Source organism: Streptomyces sp. GESEQ-35 (genome assembly GCF_017948485.1).
Lineage (GTDB): Bacteria > Actinomycetota > Actinomycetes > Streptomycetales > Streptomycetaceae > Streptomyces.
Genome location: NZ_JAFFSX010000017.1, coordinates 45179 through 60830 on the forward strand (window position 1 = coordinate 45179; position 15652 = coordinate 60830).

Annotated in this window: 9 protein-coding genes; 5 read left to right on the top strand and 4 right to left on the bottom strand. The window is 70.3% G+C overall.

Going from position 1 to position 15652, the window contains the following annotated elements:
• Positions 1-45 precede the first annotated feature (45 nt).
• Positions 46-1248 (bottom strand): NAD(P)/FAD-dependent oxidoreductase, encoded by a 1203-nt coding sequence (locus tag KCH87_RS28945; protein WP_210589235.1) that lies wholly within the window; start codon positions 1246-1248, stop codon positions 46-48.
• On the bottom strand, positions 1245-7256 hold the full coding sequence (locus KCH87_RS28950; protein WP_210589236.1) for a non-ribosomal peptide synthetase: 6012 nt from the start codon (positions 7254-7256) through the stop codon (positions 1245-1247). The genes KCH87_RS28945 and KCH87_RS28950 overlap by 4 nt, the downstream gene beginning before the upstream one ends.
• Positions 7257-7639: 383 nt before the next feature.
• Between KCH87_RS28950 and KCH87_RS28955 the strand changes: the two genes are divergently transcribed.
• The 5 genes from KCH87_RS28955 to KCH87_RS28975 all read left to right on the top strand — a co-directional run bounded on the left by KCH87_RS28955 (position 7640) and on the right by KCH87_RS28975 (position 11877).
• The gene (locus tag KCH87_RS28955) at positions 7640-7969 is read left to right on the top strand and encodes a cupin domain-containing protein (RefSeq protein ID WP_210589237.1); all 330 of its coding nucleotides are present in this window, start codon (positions 7640-7642) and stop codon (positions 7967-7969) included.
• 16 nt (positions 7970-7985) lie between these two features.
• A complete protein-coding gene (locus KCH87_RS28960; protein WP_210589238.1) occupies positions 7986-8525 on the top strand; it encodes a prephenate dehydratase domain-containing protein in 540 nt (179 codons plus the stop codon).
• Entirely contained in the window at positions 8522-9268 is a 747-nt protein-coding gene (locus tag KCH87_RS28965; RefSeq protein WP_210589239.1) for an RraA family protein, read from the top strand. Before KCH87_RS28960 ends, KCH87_RS28965 begins: the two co-directional genes overlap by 4 nt.
• Before the next feature lie 278 nt (positions 9269-9546).
• Positions 9547-10518 (top strand): quinone oxidoreductase, encoded by a 972-nt coding sequence (locus KCH87_RS28970; RefSeq protein ID WP_210589240.1) that lies wholly within the window; start codon positions 9547-9549, stop codon positions 10516-10518.
• 132 nt (positions 10519-10650) lie between these two features.
• On the top strand, positions 10651-11877 hold the full coding sequence (locus tag KCH87_RS28975; RefSeq protein ID WP_374199056.1) for a 3-deoxy-7-phosphoheptulonate synthase: 1227 nt from the start codon (positions 10651-10653) through the stop codon (positions 11875-11877).
• A gap of 99 nt (positions 11878-11976) precedes the next feature.
• Here KCH87_RS28975 and KCH87_RS28980 read toward each other — a convergent pair whose 3' ends face one another.
• Together KCH87_RS28980 and KCH87_RS28985 are read right to left on the bottom strand one after the other, a co-directional pair.
• Positions 11977-12753, bottom strand: a complete 777-nt coding sequence (locus tag KCH87_RS28980) for a thioesterase domain-containing protein (protein ID WP_308298936.1) — start codon at positions 12751-12753, stop codon at positions 11977-11979.
• A 62-nt stretch (positions 12754-12815) separates the two neighbouring features.
• Complete coding sequence (locus tag KCH87_RS28985; protein ID WP_210589241.1) at positions 12816-15425, bottom strand: non-ribosomal peptide synthetase; 2610 nt, start codon at positions 15423-15425, stop codon at positions 12816-12818.
• Positions 15426-15652: the final 227 nt, after the last annotated feature.

Consider the following 15652-nt stretch of genomic DNA (forward strand, 5'->3'; position numbering starts at 1 on the left):
TCTTCACGTGTACGGCCGGTGGCTCCTCGGCCCCGTCACGTCACGTCACGTCACGGCGAGGAGGTCGAGCAGTTCGGGCGTGACGAACTCGTCCGCCGGACAGGCGCCCGACATCGCCGCGAAGTAGCGGTCGGTCAGTTCAGGGCTGCTGGAGATCGCCCGGAGCAGCGCGATCTGGTGCCGGCCGGTCGCCAGTGCCGCGGTGCCGAGGGTGTTGCGGTAGTCGGTGATGAGCAGGTCGTGGCGCTGGGCGGCGAAGCTGTCGAGTGCACGGCCGAGCCGCTGCGGGTCGTGCAGTGCGTCGCCGACGCAGTCGACGAGCAGCTGTACCTGGCGGAAGGCGTCCGTGATGCCCCGCGCGGTGATGGAGTCCTTGTGATGCCCGGCGTCTCCCACCAGCACCCAGCCGGGGCCGGTCGCCTTGCGGAAGAAGTTGCGCTGGTCGCCCGTGCCGTGCAGACGCTCGAGCATCCGCCCGCCGGCCATCTCCTCGCGCAGCTGTGGGGCAGTGTGCTCAACGGCGCCGAGCAGCGCGGCGAGTCCGTCTCCGCGAAGCTGCTTGAACCGATCCTGTGGGAAGTACGCACCGACCAGCGTCGCACCGTCGTTGGTCGGGATGGTCCCCACCCAGCTGCCCGGCGCCTCGTGCAACCGGAACCGCTGCGGCAGGTCCGACCAGTACGTGTAGTAGGCGCAGCTCAGCGTGGGGTCTTCGATCTCGATCGGCGCACCGACCTTGGCGGCCACGGTGGACCGCATCCCGTCCGCGCCGACGACCAGACCGGCCCGCACCGTGTACTCGGTCGGGCCCGACCGGACCCTGACCCCCGTCACCCGGTCACCGTCGAAGGTCAGGCCGAGCACGGTGGAGTCGTCGCGGAACTCGGCGCCCGCGTCGACCGCGGCCTGCGCCAGCACCGAGTCGAGGAGGTACCGGCGGGGCGCGAACGCGGCGCGCACCCCGTCGACCGCCCAGGAGCAGCCCTCCAGCCGGACATCGGCCACGGTGTAGCTGGCCCGTTCGATCGGCGGGCATCCGGTGTCGACCACAGCGGGCAACACGCCCCACCGCTTGAGCAGCGCGACGCCCGGCTGGTGGATGAGCAGCGTCGACAGCGTGTCCCGGGGAAATCGCGCGCGTTCCAGGAGCAGGACCCGGTATCCGGCACGCGCGAGGAGCATGGCCGTCGGGGACCCGGCGACGCGGGCGCCCACCACGACGACGTCGTACGTCTCGTTCGGGATCATGACTGGCCACTCCTGTTCATCCGGCGCAGAACCGGCCTGGTGGACGCGCCGGCTTCCTTGACGACGCGCGCCAGGTCGACGATGGCCGAGGACTCGAAGATGGTCCGGATCGAGACGGTGACGCCGAGTTCCTTGCGGATCCGGCTGCTGAGCCGGGTCGCCATCAGCGACGTACCGCCGAGCCCGAAGAAGTCGTCGTCGAGGTCGACGTCGTCGACCTCCATCACCTCCGCGAACAGCGCGCACAGCACCTTCTCCTGCCGGTCGCGCGGCTCGCGGCGGGCGCGTTCCGCCCGTTCCGGCGAAGGCAGCGCCGACACGTCGACCCTGCCGTTCGGCAGCCGGGGGATGTACGCCAGCGGGACGACGACGGCCGGGATCATGCAGAGCGGCAGCCGCTCCGCGGCGAACTCGGCCAGTTCCTCGGTATCCACACCGGGACCGACCACGTACGCGGTCACGGACGGGAGTTCATGCTCGGTGTCGGCCAGCGCGACGGCCTCGGCCACCTCGGGGTGCTCGGCCAACGCCGACCCGATCGCGGGCAGGCTGATCCGTACACCGTTCACCGTCACTTGGCCGTCGGTGCGGCCGAGGTACTCGAGGCCGCCGTCGCGCCCGCGCCGCACCAGCTCTCCGGTGCGGAACATGCGCGCCGCCCCCGGGTGGAACGGGTCAGGGACGAACCGGGCCGCGGTGGCCCCGGGCCGGCCGTGATAGCCGAGTCCGAGCGCGGGGCCCGCGACGTAGAGCTCACCCACGGCGCCCGGCGGCGCGGGCTGGAGGGTGTTGTCGAGTACGTGGAGCCGCAGGCCCGGCAGCGGTGCGCGGCCGGTCTCGCTCGCCGCGTACGCGGTCGTCCCCTTCACCGGGGCACCCTGCCCCTCGGGGGCGGCCGCGATCTCGACGCCGCCGCCGACGCACACCGCGCCGAGCACATCGACGAGCCACTGGCCGAAGTCGCCGGTGAAGGTGCCGGCGAAGTCCGCGCGCAGGCTCGCTTCCGGTGCGGCGTGCGCGATGCGCGCGGCGAGGGCCGCGTGGCTGACCGCGACGGTCCTGCGGCCGTCCTGGTGTCCCCAGGTCGGCAGCAGCGCGGCGATCCGCTCCGGGTGCACCGGCTCCGGTGCACCCGTTGTGGCCACCGGCGCGGGCAGGTCGGTGAGCACCACGTCCGCGTCGTCGTCCGCAGCCACCAGACAGCCGCCCGCGCGCCCCACGGCGACCAGTGCGATCACGGCGTCCAGCGCGGACGGCAGCCGCACCGACACGGTGGTTTCCGGTACGAAGTCACGCGCGGCCAGTGCCTGCGCGACCTCCCCGGCCCGGTGGTCGAGTTCCCGGTAGGTGAGCGAGTCCTCGCCATACCGCACCGCCACGGCGTCCGGTGTCCGCGCCGCCCGCGCGGCGAGCAGTTCGCAGACCGTCCGTCCGGCGAGTGCGGGACCATCGTCGACCGGGATCGTCCGCTCGGCCGTGAGAAGGGCGTCCACCGCGCCGGCCTGCTTCTCCGGCTCCTGCGCGAGCTGGCGCAGTATCTGGGCGTACCTGGCTGCGATGTCGGCCGCCGCCGCCCGGTCGAGAATGTCCCGCCGGTACTGCACGCAGGGGCGCAGCGGGCTGTCGGGCTCGGCGAACACCATGAGGGCCAGTGGGTAGTGGCTCACGGTGAGGGAGCGGATCCCCACCACTTGCAGCCCGGCCTCGTGGCCCGCGGCGGCGATGCCGGTCCGGTCGAGCGGGAACGACTGGAATCCCACCACCGTGTCGAACAACTCCGTGAGGCCGGACGCCTGGTGCAGCTCGCTGAGTCCGTAGTGGTGGTGGTCGAGCAGCGAGGCCTGCCTGCGTTGCAGGTCGACGACCAGCTCGGCGAGCGTACGGGTGGGATCGCAGTCCAGGCGGACCGGCACCGTGTTGAGCAGCATGCCCACGATCGCGTCCACGCCGGGCACCGCGGGCGGACGTCCGGAGACGACGGCTCCGAACAGGACATCCCGCCGGCCGGTCATCCTGGACAGCAGCAGCGCCCATGCCGTCTGGACAAGGGTGTTCACCGTGACGCCGAGCTTCGCGGCACACGCGGTGACCGCCTCGGACTCCGCCGCGGAGAGCGCCACGTCCACCTGCGCGATCCCCTCGCCGCTGTCGGTGCGGGGTCCGTCGCCGACCAGGGTCGGCCCGTCGACGCCGTCGAGTTCACGCGCCCACGCGGCCGCCGACTCGCTCGGGCCCTGCTCGGCGCGCCACGCGAGGAAGTCCCGTGGGCTGCGGGCCCTCGGCAGGGGCGCGGAGCCGGAACCGTAGTGCAGCAGCAGCTCCCGCACGATCAGCGGAATCGACCAGCCGTCGACGACCGCGTGGTGCGCGGTCAGGACAAGGTCCGTCACCTCGGGTGCGCTGTGGACGAGTGTCATCCGCAGCATCGGGGGCACCACGGGGTCGAAGTGTTCCCGGAGGTCGTCGGCGAGCAGCTGCTCGAGCGCGGCCGTGCGCGCGGTCTCGTCCAGGTCGCTGAGGTCGGCCACGCGCCACGGGAGTTCGGCGTCGGCGAGGACGAGCTGGACCATCTCGCCGCGGTCGTCGGCAGCGAAGACCGATCGCAGGCCCGTGTGCCGTGCCAGCAGTCGCTGCCCGGCCGCACGCATCCGCTCCGGGTCGATCGGCCCCAGCAGCCTGAGGACGTACTGCACTTGGTACGCGTCGAAGCCCGAGTCGGCCGCCATGCTGTGGAACAGCAGGCCCGACTGCAGCGGCGTCAACGGCCAGACGTCGACGAGGTTCGGGTGCCGTTCGGCCCATCCGTTCAGGTCGGCCTGGGTGACCGACACCAGGGGTACGTCCGAGGGCACAAGACCATGGATGCCCGGGGTGGCCGCGTGGCGGGTCAGTCCCTCCAGCGCGGTGCACCACAAGTCCGCGATTTCTTCCACCTCGTGGCGGGCCAGCACGCCCGCGGGCGCGGCGAAGACCGCGCGCAGCTGCGGCCCCTGCTCGGTGTCGACGAGGCTCGCGTTGATGTCCAGCTCGGCCGGCGCGGGCATCCTCGGGTCCTGGCCGGCGTCCAGCTGCGCGAGCTGGGGCACGTCGACCTGGCTCCAGGCACCGGTGTCCGACGGGGCGAAACGCCCGAGGTAGTTGAAGCCCACCTGCGGCATCGGGTACTCGTCGAGCGCCGCCGCGGTGTCCTCGTTGAGGTGGCGCAGCAGCCCGTACCCGATGCCCTTGCCGGGGATCGACCGCAGGCGCTGCTTGGCCAGCATGAGCGTCCGGCCCGCGGCCGGGCCGCCGGCGAGCGCGTCGTCGATGTCGATGCCGTCGAGGTCGAGACGGATCGGGTACACGGTGGTGAACCACCCCACCGTCCGCGACAGGTCGGCTCCCGGGGCCGCGCTCTCCTCCCGGCCGTGTCCCTCCAGCCGGATCAGCACGGACGATTCGGCGTCTCCCTTGGCTCGCCGCCGCGCGGTGAGCGCCAGTGTCAGCGCGGCGAGCAGACCGTCCATCACCTCCCCGCGGAACACCGTCGGCACGGTGGTCAGCAGCGCCTCGGTGACGGGGACCGGGACGGTGACCGGGACGTCGACCACGGTGGCGACCACATCGGCCGACGGGTCAAGGCGGCGGGTGCCGAGCAGCGGGTCCGGTCCGGCCAGGATCGAGCGCCACAGCGGCAGTTCGGCCAGTCGTCGTGGGTTGCGCGCTTCGTCGGCCAGCGCGTGTGCCCACCCGCGCATCGAGGTGCGCACCTCGGGCAACCGCGGTGTGCGTCCGTTGCGGACCGCGGCCCACGCGTCGGCGAGGTCGGACTGCAGGATGCGCCAGGACACACCGTCGACGACGAGGTGGTGCAGCACCACGAGCAGCTTTCCCGGCCGGCCGTCGAACCAGACGAAACGGGCGAGCGCCCCGGAGGCCGGATCCAGGCCGGCGGCTGCCCTGTCCAGCTCCCGCGCCACGGCCTTGTGCCAGGCGGGGTCGGCCTCGTCGAGGCCGTCGACCCGGTCGACGGCGGCCGGGACCGTACCGGGAGGCGCCACCACGACCTCGTCTGCCACCAGGCGCGCCCGCAGCATGTCGTGATGGTCGAGGACGGCCAGCAGGGTCTCGGTCAGGCCCGCCTCGTCGACCCCCTCCGGCAGGGACAGCAGCATGGCTTGCGCGAAGCGGTCGAATCCCGGGCCCCAGTCCCGGATCCACTGCGCGACCGGCGACATCGGCATGGCCCCGGTGCCGCCGCCTTCGGGCTCGGCCAGCACGTCGGCCGCTGCCGCTGCCGCCGGGCGCGTCGCCACGAGCTCGGCCAGGGCGGCCACCGTCCGACGCTCGAAGACGTCCCCGGCGCTGAGGTGAATGCCGCGCTCCCGCAAGCGTGAGACCACCTGGATCGACTGGATGCTGTCGCCGCCGATCACGAAGAAGTCGTCGTCGACGCCGACCTCCTCGGGTTCGAGCCCGAGCACATCGGCGAATTGCTGTGCGAGTGCCGCTTCCGTCTCGTCGCGCGGTGCCTGGTACGCCACCTGCCGCAGCCGGGGCGCGGGCAGCGCCGCGACATCGGGCTTCCCGTTGGGGGTGAGGGGTATCGCGTCCAGCGGCACGAACGCCGCCGGGACCATCGCGGCGGGCAGCAACCGTGCCGCGAACGCGCGCAGTTCGGCGACCGAGAAGGCCGGTGCCAGGCCGAGGGTGCCGTAGGAGTCGCTCGACACGTCGGCCGAGCGCGCCGCCCGCTCCTTGGGTACGACGTACGCGACGAGCTGCTTGCTCGATCGCGTCTCGCGGGCGACGACCACTGTGTCCGCGACGCTGGGGTGCCCGGTGATGACGGCCGCCACCTCGTGGGTCTCTATGCGTACGCCGTGGATCTTGACCTGGGTGTCGGCGCGGCCGTGGAAGACAAGCGTGCCGTCCGCCGAGCGGGCCACCAGGTCCCCGGTGCGGTACATCCGGGCGCCGGCGGGACCCGCCACGTCCGGGACGAACCGGGCTGCGGTCTCACGGGGGTTGCCGAGGTAGCCGCGGGCCAACAGGGGGCCCGACACATAGAGTTCGCCCACCGTGTCCGTCGGGACCGGGCGCAGCTCGGCGTCCAGGACGTGTACCCGTGCACCCGTGATGGCGCTGCCGATGGTCGGCGTCCGGCCGTCGGCGACCAGCGGGTCGCTCATGGTGGCGCACACGGTGGTCTCGGTGGGACCGTAGGCGTTGATCATCTTCCGGGCGGGGGCCCAGGCTTCGACAAGGTTCGGGGTGCTCGCGTCCCCGGCGACCACCAGGCACTCGACGGCCGGCATCGCATCGGCCGGGAGCGTGGCCAGCACGGGCGGCGGCAGCGTCACATGGGTGACCTGACGAGTCGTCAAGGTGTCGGCGAGCGGGCGGCCCGGGGCGAGATCCGCGTCGTCGGCCAGCACCAGCGTCGCCCCGGAGAGCAGCGCCATGCACAGCTCCCACACCGAGGCGTCGAACCCCGGGGAGGCGAACTGGAGCACCCGGCTCCCCCGGGCGACGCCGAGTTGACCGATGTGCGTGGCGGCCAGCCCGGCGAGTCCGCTGTGGGTGACCAGCACGCCTTTCGGCCGGCCGGTGGAACCCGAGGTGTAGATGACGTAGGCGCTCTGCTCCGGCCTGGAAAACGCCGGAACCGGAACGTCCCCGTCGAGGTCGTCGAGGCTGAGGGTCGGCACGGCCACATCGGGGAGCTCGAGGCCGGCGGAGTTGTCCGCCAACACGAGTGCGCAGCCTGACGTGTCGACCATGTACGCGAGGCGCTCGGCCGGGTGCGCGGTGTCCAGCGGGAGGTACGCCGCACCCGCGCGGAACACCCCGAGCAGCGCGGTCACCCAGTCCACCGACCTGCGCAGGGCGACCGCGACAACGGATTCGGCCCGCACTCCGGCGGCGAGCAGCCCGCGCGCCACCTGTTCGGCTCGTTCGTCCAGCTCCCGGTAGGTCAACGATGCGGTGCCGCACTCCACGGCCACCGCATCAGGTGACGTGGTCACCCAGTGGTTGAACAATTCCGGAAAAGATCGTGCGCCACCGTCAGCGCCGGTGCCCAGCTGTGCCACGTTCCCTCCCCTCACGGTTCCTCCCTCAACGATGCCGTGCGGAAATCTCCGCAAATTACTGGTTGACGCCGGCGGCACAACGAGCCAAAAAGTCGCGTGGGCCAAGCGCAGAATGCATTCTGCCCAGCGTACGAACGCGACCACTCCAACTGTCAACGAACCCTGGTTAAGCGGCCTCAAGGGGCACTTGAAAACTGCTCCAGAACCGCTGGAGCTTGACTTCAGAAAGCTTGCAAGCTGTCCTGTTGCCGGGACACCGCGGTGTGCACCGCTCGTGAATCCAAGGGAGTCGGACCCGATCGAAGAGAGGGAACGAAATGGCAGCGAAGATTCATCGTTCAGGCACGTCGGTGATTACCGACATGTTCCCGAAGGGGCAAGTCGAGTTCATTCACGGCGAAACGATGACGGTCAATCTGTGGCAGTTCGAGCAGGGCTGCGACGTGCCTCCTCACCAGCACCCGCACGAGCAGATCGTGCACTGCCTAGAGGGCACGTTCGAGGTGACGGTCGACGGCGAGGTCCTCGTTCTGGGGGCCGGCGATTCAGTGGTCATTCCCGGTGGTGCCGAGCACGCGGCACATGCGCGGACCGCATCCCGCGGAATCGATATCTTCCACCCCGTTCGCGAGGATTACCGACGCTGAAGCGAAAGGACCATTCATGCCCAACAGTGATCGCCGCCTACAGATCCACACGCTGGGACCCACAGGTACGAACTGCGAAGCGGCTGCGTTCCATTACCTGGAGCAGAACAACCACAAGCAGGGCGGCGTCGTTCTGTACGACACTCTTGAAAGCGCGATCGACGGCGTCATGGACAACCCCGCCGACAGCGTACTGCTCGGCTGTGTCGTCTACCCGAAGCTGCACGAGATCGTATTCAAGAACCTCAAGTCGATGTCGTTGCACGAATGCTTCATGCTGGCGACTCATCCCATGGTGCTCGCCGGACACGACGCGGGTCCGGTACAGAAAGTGCTGAGCCATCCCGCGCCGGTCAACCTCATCGAGGGCCGCGGCTACGACATCCGGTTCGTGACGAGCAACGCCGCGGCCGCACGGGAGTGCGCCGACGGTGCGGCGGACGCCTGCATCACCACCAGTATCGCCGCCAAGGCGAACGACCTCAAGATCCTCGAGGACTTCGGCGAGATACAGATGGGATTCAGCATCCACGTGCCGCACGGGACGATGCTGTGACCGCGGACACCGGTCTTCGACAGGCCGGCACCGGGGCACCGTTCGACGAAACGTACGACATGGTGACGAAAGCGGTGCACGAGCACGGCATCTCCACCGCGACGATCTCGGACGTGCTCGACGCGCTCGGAATCACCAACCGCGTGCTGGATACGCGACTGCAGCGCATGTCGGGCGACCAGCAGATGGTCTTCGGCACCGCCTACACGGTCAGTTGGGTTCCGGTGCGCAAGGGCCCGAGCATTCTCGCCGCCTCTCCCAGCACCTGGGAAGAGGTACGTGACTTCCTGGTACCCGAGGTGCTCGACGGACGAGGCATGATCTATGTCGCGGGTTCCGGGCCGCTGGTCACCGACGCCGCGCTCGCGGGCGGGCTGTCCACGACCTACTTCTTCGAGCAACTGCGGTTCGAGGCGCTCGTGCTGGGCGGCGCCATCCGCGACCGGGACGTCGTCGAGCAGAGCACCCGCCCGGTGGTCGCGACCAACTTCGTCCCGACCGACACCCAAGGCGCGTACCGCGTCGAGTCGGCCGGCACCACGTGCCTGGTCAACCGCGCGCTGGTGCACACGGGCGACTGGGTGTTCTCCGACGGCAACGGCACGGTCGTGGTGCCGGCGGCGCGGCTGCACGAGGTGCTGGCCGCGTCCACCGCCACCGGAAGCACCGAGCAGGATGTCCTGCGGCGCATCCGGGCCGGCGATCGACTGCCGGACATCATCGCTGAAATCGGCACCATCTAGGAGGACTTGGTCGGGTGGCCCTGACCAACTCGATGCGCCGGTAGCCGAGCAGGCCTCACAGATACAGGCCGCCCTGCGTTCGCCGAGCCGACCGCACCAGCGGCGCGAACACCTCCGCCGCGAAGTCCTCCGGCCGGGCTCGGCACTCGGCGAGCTCCTGCGGAGTCGTACCCCGAGCGAATTGCCAGACCGTGAACCCGACCAGCCACCCGACAAAGCCCTGCCAGGGCCTGCCGTTCGGTTCAGGCCCCGGCCCCGATACCCGAAAGGAGACCGCAATGCGCGCGATCGCGGTCCACCAGCATGGCGGTCCCGAGGTACTGAGGCCGACGGAATGGACGACACCGGTCGCCGGTCCCGGCGATGTACTCGTCGACGTCGCCGCCATCGGTATCAACTATCACGAGACCTACGAACGAAGCGGCCTCTACCCACGCGAGCTGCCCTACGTCCCCGGGCGTGAGCTGGCGGGGACCGTCGCCGCCGTGGGCGCCGGCGTCACCGGCCTCTCGGTCGGTGACCTGGTGGCCACGGCCGACGTGCCGGCACCCGGCGCCTACGCCGAGCAGGTGGTACTGCCCGCCGACCGCGTCGTCCGGGTGCCCGAAGGCGTGAGCGCCGAACAGGCGGCGGCAGTGCTGCTGCAGGGGCTCACGGTCCATGTGCTCACCCAGGACAGTCATCCCGTACGTCGAGGGGAGACGGCTCTGGTGCACGCGGCGGCGGGCGGTGTCGGGCTGCTGCTCACCCAGGTGCTGCGGTCGCACGGCGTCCGCGTCATCGGGACCGTGTCCACCGCTGCGAAGGAGGCGGCGGCGCGGCAGGCGGGGGCGCACGAGGTCATCCGCTACACGGAGGTCGATTTCGCCACCGAGGTCAGCAGGCTGACCGGCGGCACAGGCGTGGACGTCGTCTACGACGCGGTCGGCAGTACGACCTTCGAGGGAAGCATCGCCTCGCTGCGGCCACGGGGCACTTTCGTCCTCTACGGACAGTCCAGCGGCAAGGTACCGCCCATCGACCTGAGCACCGGCACACGCGGCTCGATCAAGCTGACCCGCCCGTACCTCCCGGACTTCATCGCGACGCCCGAGGAGCTGCAGACACGAGGGGCCGCGGTCTTCTCCTGGATACGCCGGGACAACCTCAAGGTCCACATTGGACGGCTCTATCCACTGGCCGACGCCGGCACCGCGCAGGCCGACCTCGAGCAGCGTCGCACCATAGGCAAGCTGCTGCTGACGCCGTGACCTGGAACCGCGCACACAACCGGCCTCCGCAACAACACGACGCAAGGAGAGCAAGGCGTGCTGGACTCACAGACCCAGACGGTCACGGCAACGGATACCGGGCTGTCGGCAGGACAAGTCCGTACCGACCCACTGAACTGGCCCGTGGAGCACCAGCAGCCGCGCTGGCCCGACCTCGGCGAACTGGCCGATGTGGAAAGCACGTTGGGCGACCTGCCCTCGCTGGTGTCACCACGCGACTGTGACGACCTGAGGCGGCGCCTGGCCTCGGTGGCCCGGGGTGAGGGATTCCTGCTCCAGGGCGGCGACTGCGCGGAGCTGTTCACGGCGCCGCTGACCGAGCCGACGGAGAACAAGCTGCGCTGCCTCGCGGACATGGCCGCGGTGCTGACCTCCGGGTCCGGCCTGCCGACGCTCACCGTCGGCAGGCTCGCCGGGCAGTACGCGAAACCGCGCTCGGCGAGCACCGAGACCAAGGACGGCCGGACGCTGCCCGTCTACCGAGGCGACGCGGTGAACGACGTACGCTTCGACACCAAGTCCCGTACACCCGACCCACTGCGTCTGCTCGCCGCGTACCGGGCCGCGGACGGCATCCTGTCCGACATCCGGCGGCTTCGCATGAGGAACCGCGCGCTCTTCACCGACCTCGGCGGCTCCTTCTTCACCAGCCATGAAGCGTTGCTGCTGCCGTACGAGACCGCACTGACCAAGGTCGATCCGGCTTCCGGACAGAAGTACGGCCTGTCCGGTCATCTGCTGTGGATCGGCGAGCGGACACGACAGCTCGACGGGCCGCATGTGGCCTTCGCGGCTGCCGTGAGCAACCCGGTTGCGGTCAAGATCGGGCCGACCACGACCCGTACGGACATCGCGAAACTGATCGAACTGATCGACCCGCGCCGGGAGCCGGGCCGGCTGACCTTCATCACCCGGCTCGGCGCGAACGCGGTGCACGACCGGCTGCCCCTGCTCGTCGACGAGGTGCTCGCCCAGGGTTCACCGGCGACTTGGGTGTGCGATCCGATGCACGGCAACACCTACACGACCCCGGACGGCATCAAGACCCGTAGGTTCGAGGCGATATGGGCGGAGATCCGCGGATTCTTCGAGGTCCATCGGGCGCTGGGCACCCACCCGGGCGGCCTGCACCTGGAGTTGACCAGCCGCGACGTGACCGAGTGCGTGGGCAGCCACTCCCCTGTGCTGGAGCGGGATCTCCATCTGCGGTACGAGTCGGCCTGCGATCCTCGCCTCAACGGGGCCCAGGCGCTGGAGCTGGCCCGGTTGGTCGCACCGCTGCTCCGCCCGGCCTCTCAGGGGCTGGAGGTGTTGGAGGACGCCGCCACGCGCGGCTGAACCCACTCGTCGTATCCGAGTATCCGCAGATCCGAACGAGGACGCTGCACCGGCAGATCGCCGGTGCAGCGTCCTCGTTCGATCGGTCCGGCAGCAGTGCTACTCGGCCAGCAGGGTCTGGCTGACGAACCCCGGGACGTCGTTGCCTTCTTCGTTCAGATAGAAGTGACCGCCGGGGAAGACCTCGGCAGTGAAGGGCGCCGAGGTGTACTCGCTCCACCCCGTCATGGAGTCCAGCGGGGCCCGCCAGTCGGACTCGCCGACGAGCGCGGTGATGGGGATCTCCAAAGCGGGCACGGTGGCGACGTGGTGGCGCTCCCAGAGCTGGAAGTCGGCGAGGACGACCGGTATCAGATCGTCCATGACCTCCTGGTCCGCGCTCACCTCTTCGTCGAATCCCCCGAGGCTGAGCACGGCGGCGTGGAACTCCCGCTCCGGGAGGTCGTGCAGCTTCGGTCCGGCCCAGATCACTTCGGGCGTGGACTGGGCCGACACGAACAGCCGGGTCGGGCGGGGGCCGCCCTGCACCTGCAGCGCCCTCGCCACCTCGAAGGCCAGCATCGACCCGCAGGAGTGCCCGAAGAAGGAGAACGGACCGGAGAGTACGGGGCGCAGGTCCGCGACGATCTCCTTCACGAGCCGGCCGACGTCCTTGGCCGGATTCTCGGCGATCCGGTTCTGCCGGCCCGGCAGTTGAACGGCCGCCAGTTCGATGTCCTCCGGCAGCGTGCGCGCCCAGCTCGCATACGCGTTGGCGCCGCCGCCCGCATGGGGGAAGCAGACGATCCGGTGCCGTGCATCGGGTCGCCGGGCACGCCACAGGTGCCGGTTCTCGGGGACCAGACGCCCTTTGAGGCCAGGTTTTTGTGTGCGCACGACGCCCTCCGCGAATGTGGAAACAGCAGGAACCAGTGGGAATCAGCAGGAAGCAGCTGAAGTCAGTCAACAGGTGCGGTGTCCGCGGCCGCTTCGTCGAGCAGCGCCGCGATGGTCTGCAGGCGGAACAGGGCCTTGGCCGAGACCGGCACGCCCGCCGCCTTGGCCTTGGCGACGACCATGATCCCGAGGACCGAGTCGCCGCCCAGCTCGTAGAAGTTGTCGGTCACGCCGACGCGGTCGATGTCGAGCACCTCGGCCCAGATCTCGGCGAGCGCCCGCTCCTCGTCCGTTCGAGGCGCGACGTAGTCCTCGATGTCGGCGGTACGCTCCGGGGCCGGCAGCGCGGCGCGGTCGACCTTGCCGCTCGGGGTGAGCGGGAACTCGGCGAGCGGCACGACGACCGCGGGCACCATGAACTCCGGGAGCCGGTCCTTGACGAAGTCCTGCAGCGCGGCCGGCTCGGGCCGGAGGTCCGGCCGGGGGCGGACGTAGCCGACGAGGCGCTTGTGCGCACCCTCTTCGCGCACGATCACCACGGCCTCGTCGACGTCCGGGTGCTGTTGGAGCACGAGTTCGATCTCGTTCGGCTCGATCCGGAAGCCACGGACCTTGACCTGGCGGTCGACCCGGCCGACATACTCCAGCGCGCCGTCCGGCGACCAGCGCACCAGGTCACCTGTGCGGTACAGGCGCTCTCCTGGTGCTGTGGCGAAGATGTCGGGCAGGAAGCGTTCCGCGGTGAGGGCCGGACGCGCCAGGTAGCCTCGCGCGACCCCCGGCCCGCCGATGAACAGTTCACCGACCACCCCTGCCGGTACCGGGTTCAGCCGTTCGTCGAGGACGTGCACGCTGGTGTTCACGACCGGTCGGCCGATGGGCACCGTGCCGTGCTCAGCGACGCCTTCCACCAGGTGCCAGGTGGCGAAGGAGGTGGCCTCGGTGGGCCCATAGCAGTGGATCAGCCGCTGCGGTGGACCCGCCGCCAATGCCTGTGCGACCCGGTCCGGATTGACGGCCTCGCCGCCGAAGAGCAAGTGGCGCAGCGTCCGGAACGCGTCGGGCTGCGCAGCGACAACCTGGTTGAGCACGGCCGTCGTGAGCACGAGGGTGGTGATGCCATGCCGGGTCAGCGCACCTGTCAGTGCCACTGGGTCGAGCATCGTGTCCTTGTCGATGACCACCATCCGGGCACCCACGGCCAACGGCCCCCAGATCTCGTAGGTCGCCGCGTCGAACGCCGCATCGGCGCCCTGGGCGACGACGTCGTCGGGCCGCAGCGGGATGTAGTCGGCGTCGCAGAGCAGTCGGGTGATCGAGCGGTGCTCGACGACTGTCCCCTTCGGCCTGCCGGTCGAACCCGAGGTGTAGAGGACGTACGCCCCGTCCCGCCCGGAGACCGGGACGGCCGGCGGCGCGGTGGGCTGGACGGCCAGTTGCTGTTCCTGTTCGTCGACCGAGATGAAGTCGGCGTCGGTCGCCTCACGCAACTTCCCGACCAGCGCGCTCTGCGTCACGCACACCGCCACGTCGGCGTCGCCGAGCATGAAGCCCAGTCGCTCCGTGGGGTACTTGGGGTCCAGGGGCAGATAGGTGCCGCCGGCGCGAAGGACGGCGAGCAGCGCGGTGACCAGCCCGGGGCCGCGCGGCAGGCACACGGCGACCACGTCGCCCCGCCGAACCCCGGCGGACACCAGCAGGTTGGCGAGTTGGTTGGCCGTGGTGTCCAGCTGTCCGTACGTCACCGTGTCCGTGCCGGCGACGACCGCGACCGCGTCGGGCTCCGCCCGGGCGCGCCTGCCGACCAGCTCGTGCACGCACGGCCGTTCCGGCAACTCCACGTGGTTGACACCCCATTCACCGAGCAGGGTGTGCCGCTCCTCCTCGTCCAGCAGGGGAAGGTCACCCACTGGGCTCATCGGATCCCGCACGGCGGCGGTCAGCAGCACCACCAGGTGCCGGGCCAGTCGCTCGACGGTGGCCGCATCGAACAGTTCCGGGTCGTAGGCGACAGTGCCGGCGAGCTCTCCCGTACCGGTCAATCGGCAGTCGATCGTGAGGTTGAACTGCTGAGGTGCCTCGATCGCGTCGGCGTCCCTCAGGACCACCAGAACCGGTGTCAGAGGGGAGCCGTCATCGGTGCCGTGGGGGGGCAGCGCATCCGCGAGCCTGGAGAAGGGCAGGTCCGCGTTGTCCATCGCGTCCTTGACGAGATGGACGTTCTGCTCGATCAGCCGCGTGAACGGGTCGCCGGGCCGGATTGCCGACCGCAGGACCACGACGTTGGTGAAGGGACCGTCCGGTCCGGCGGATGTGCGGCCGGTCGCCAAGGTGGCCAGGGGGATGTCCTGCTGCTTGCCGTAACGGGAGAAGAGCACCTGGGATGCGGCGAGCAGGACGGTGAACAGTGTCCCGCCGGCCGTGCCCGCCAAGTGATTCAACCTGTCGACGGCCTCCCTCGGCACCCGGAACTCGACGGCGGTGCGCGCCGTGCTCGCCACAGCCGGCCGTGGCCGGTCCGTGGGCAGCCGCAGCACCGGCAGGTCGCCGAGCCGGTCGAGCCAGTAGCGCTGTTGTTCGGCGAGAAGCGCTTCGGTGGGCCGGGCGAGCAGGCCGGCACCGACGTCGCTGATGCGGGTCGGCGCACCGGGATTGAGTAGGCCCTCGGACATGTCACTGCTCCCCTTCGCGTTCATTGCCTGCGACAAGCCCGAAGCGCAGCGCTGGGGCAGCCCGGCTCGTGAGTTCCGCGGTTTCCCTCGACATGCCGTCGGTACGGATTGTCGGTACGGGTTACGGAAGAATTCTGGTCACCGGCCGCAGGGAGAATCTCGCGGCCGGCCTGCCACCGACCCGCGACACCCATCGCGCATTCCGGCCTGCTGCGGTCTTGGTGCCA

What these genes read in the sequence shown, in the direction of transcription:
- KCH87_RS28955 (WP_210589237.1), top strand. Translation starts at nt 7,640, where the DNA reads ATGGCAGCGAAGATTCATCGTTCAGGCACGTCGGTGATTACCGACATG.
- KCH87_RS28960 (WP_210589238.1), top strand. Translation starts at nt 7,986, where the DNA reads ATGCCCAACAGTGATCGCCGCCTACAGATCCACACGCTGGGACCCACA.
- KCH87_RS28985 (WP_210589241.1), bottom strand. Translation starts at nt 15,425, where the DNA reads ATGTCCGAGGGCCTACTCAATCCCGGTGCGCCGACCCGCATCAGCGAC.
- KCH87_RS28945 (WP_210589235.1), bottom strand. Translation starts at nt 1,248, where the DNA reads ATGATCCCGAACGAGACGTACGACGTCGTCGTGGTGGGCGCCCGCGTC.
- KCH87_RS28970 (WP_210589240.1), top strand. Translation starts at nt 9,547, where the DNA reads ATGCGCGCGATCGCGGTCCACCAGCATGGCGGTCCCGAGGTACTGAGG.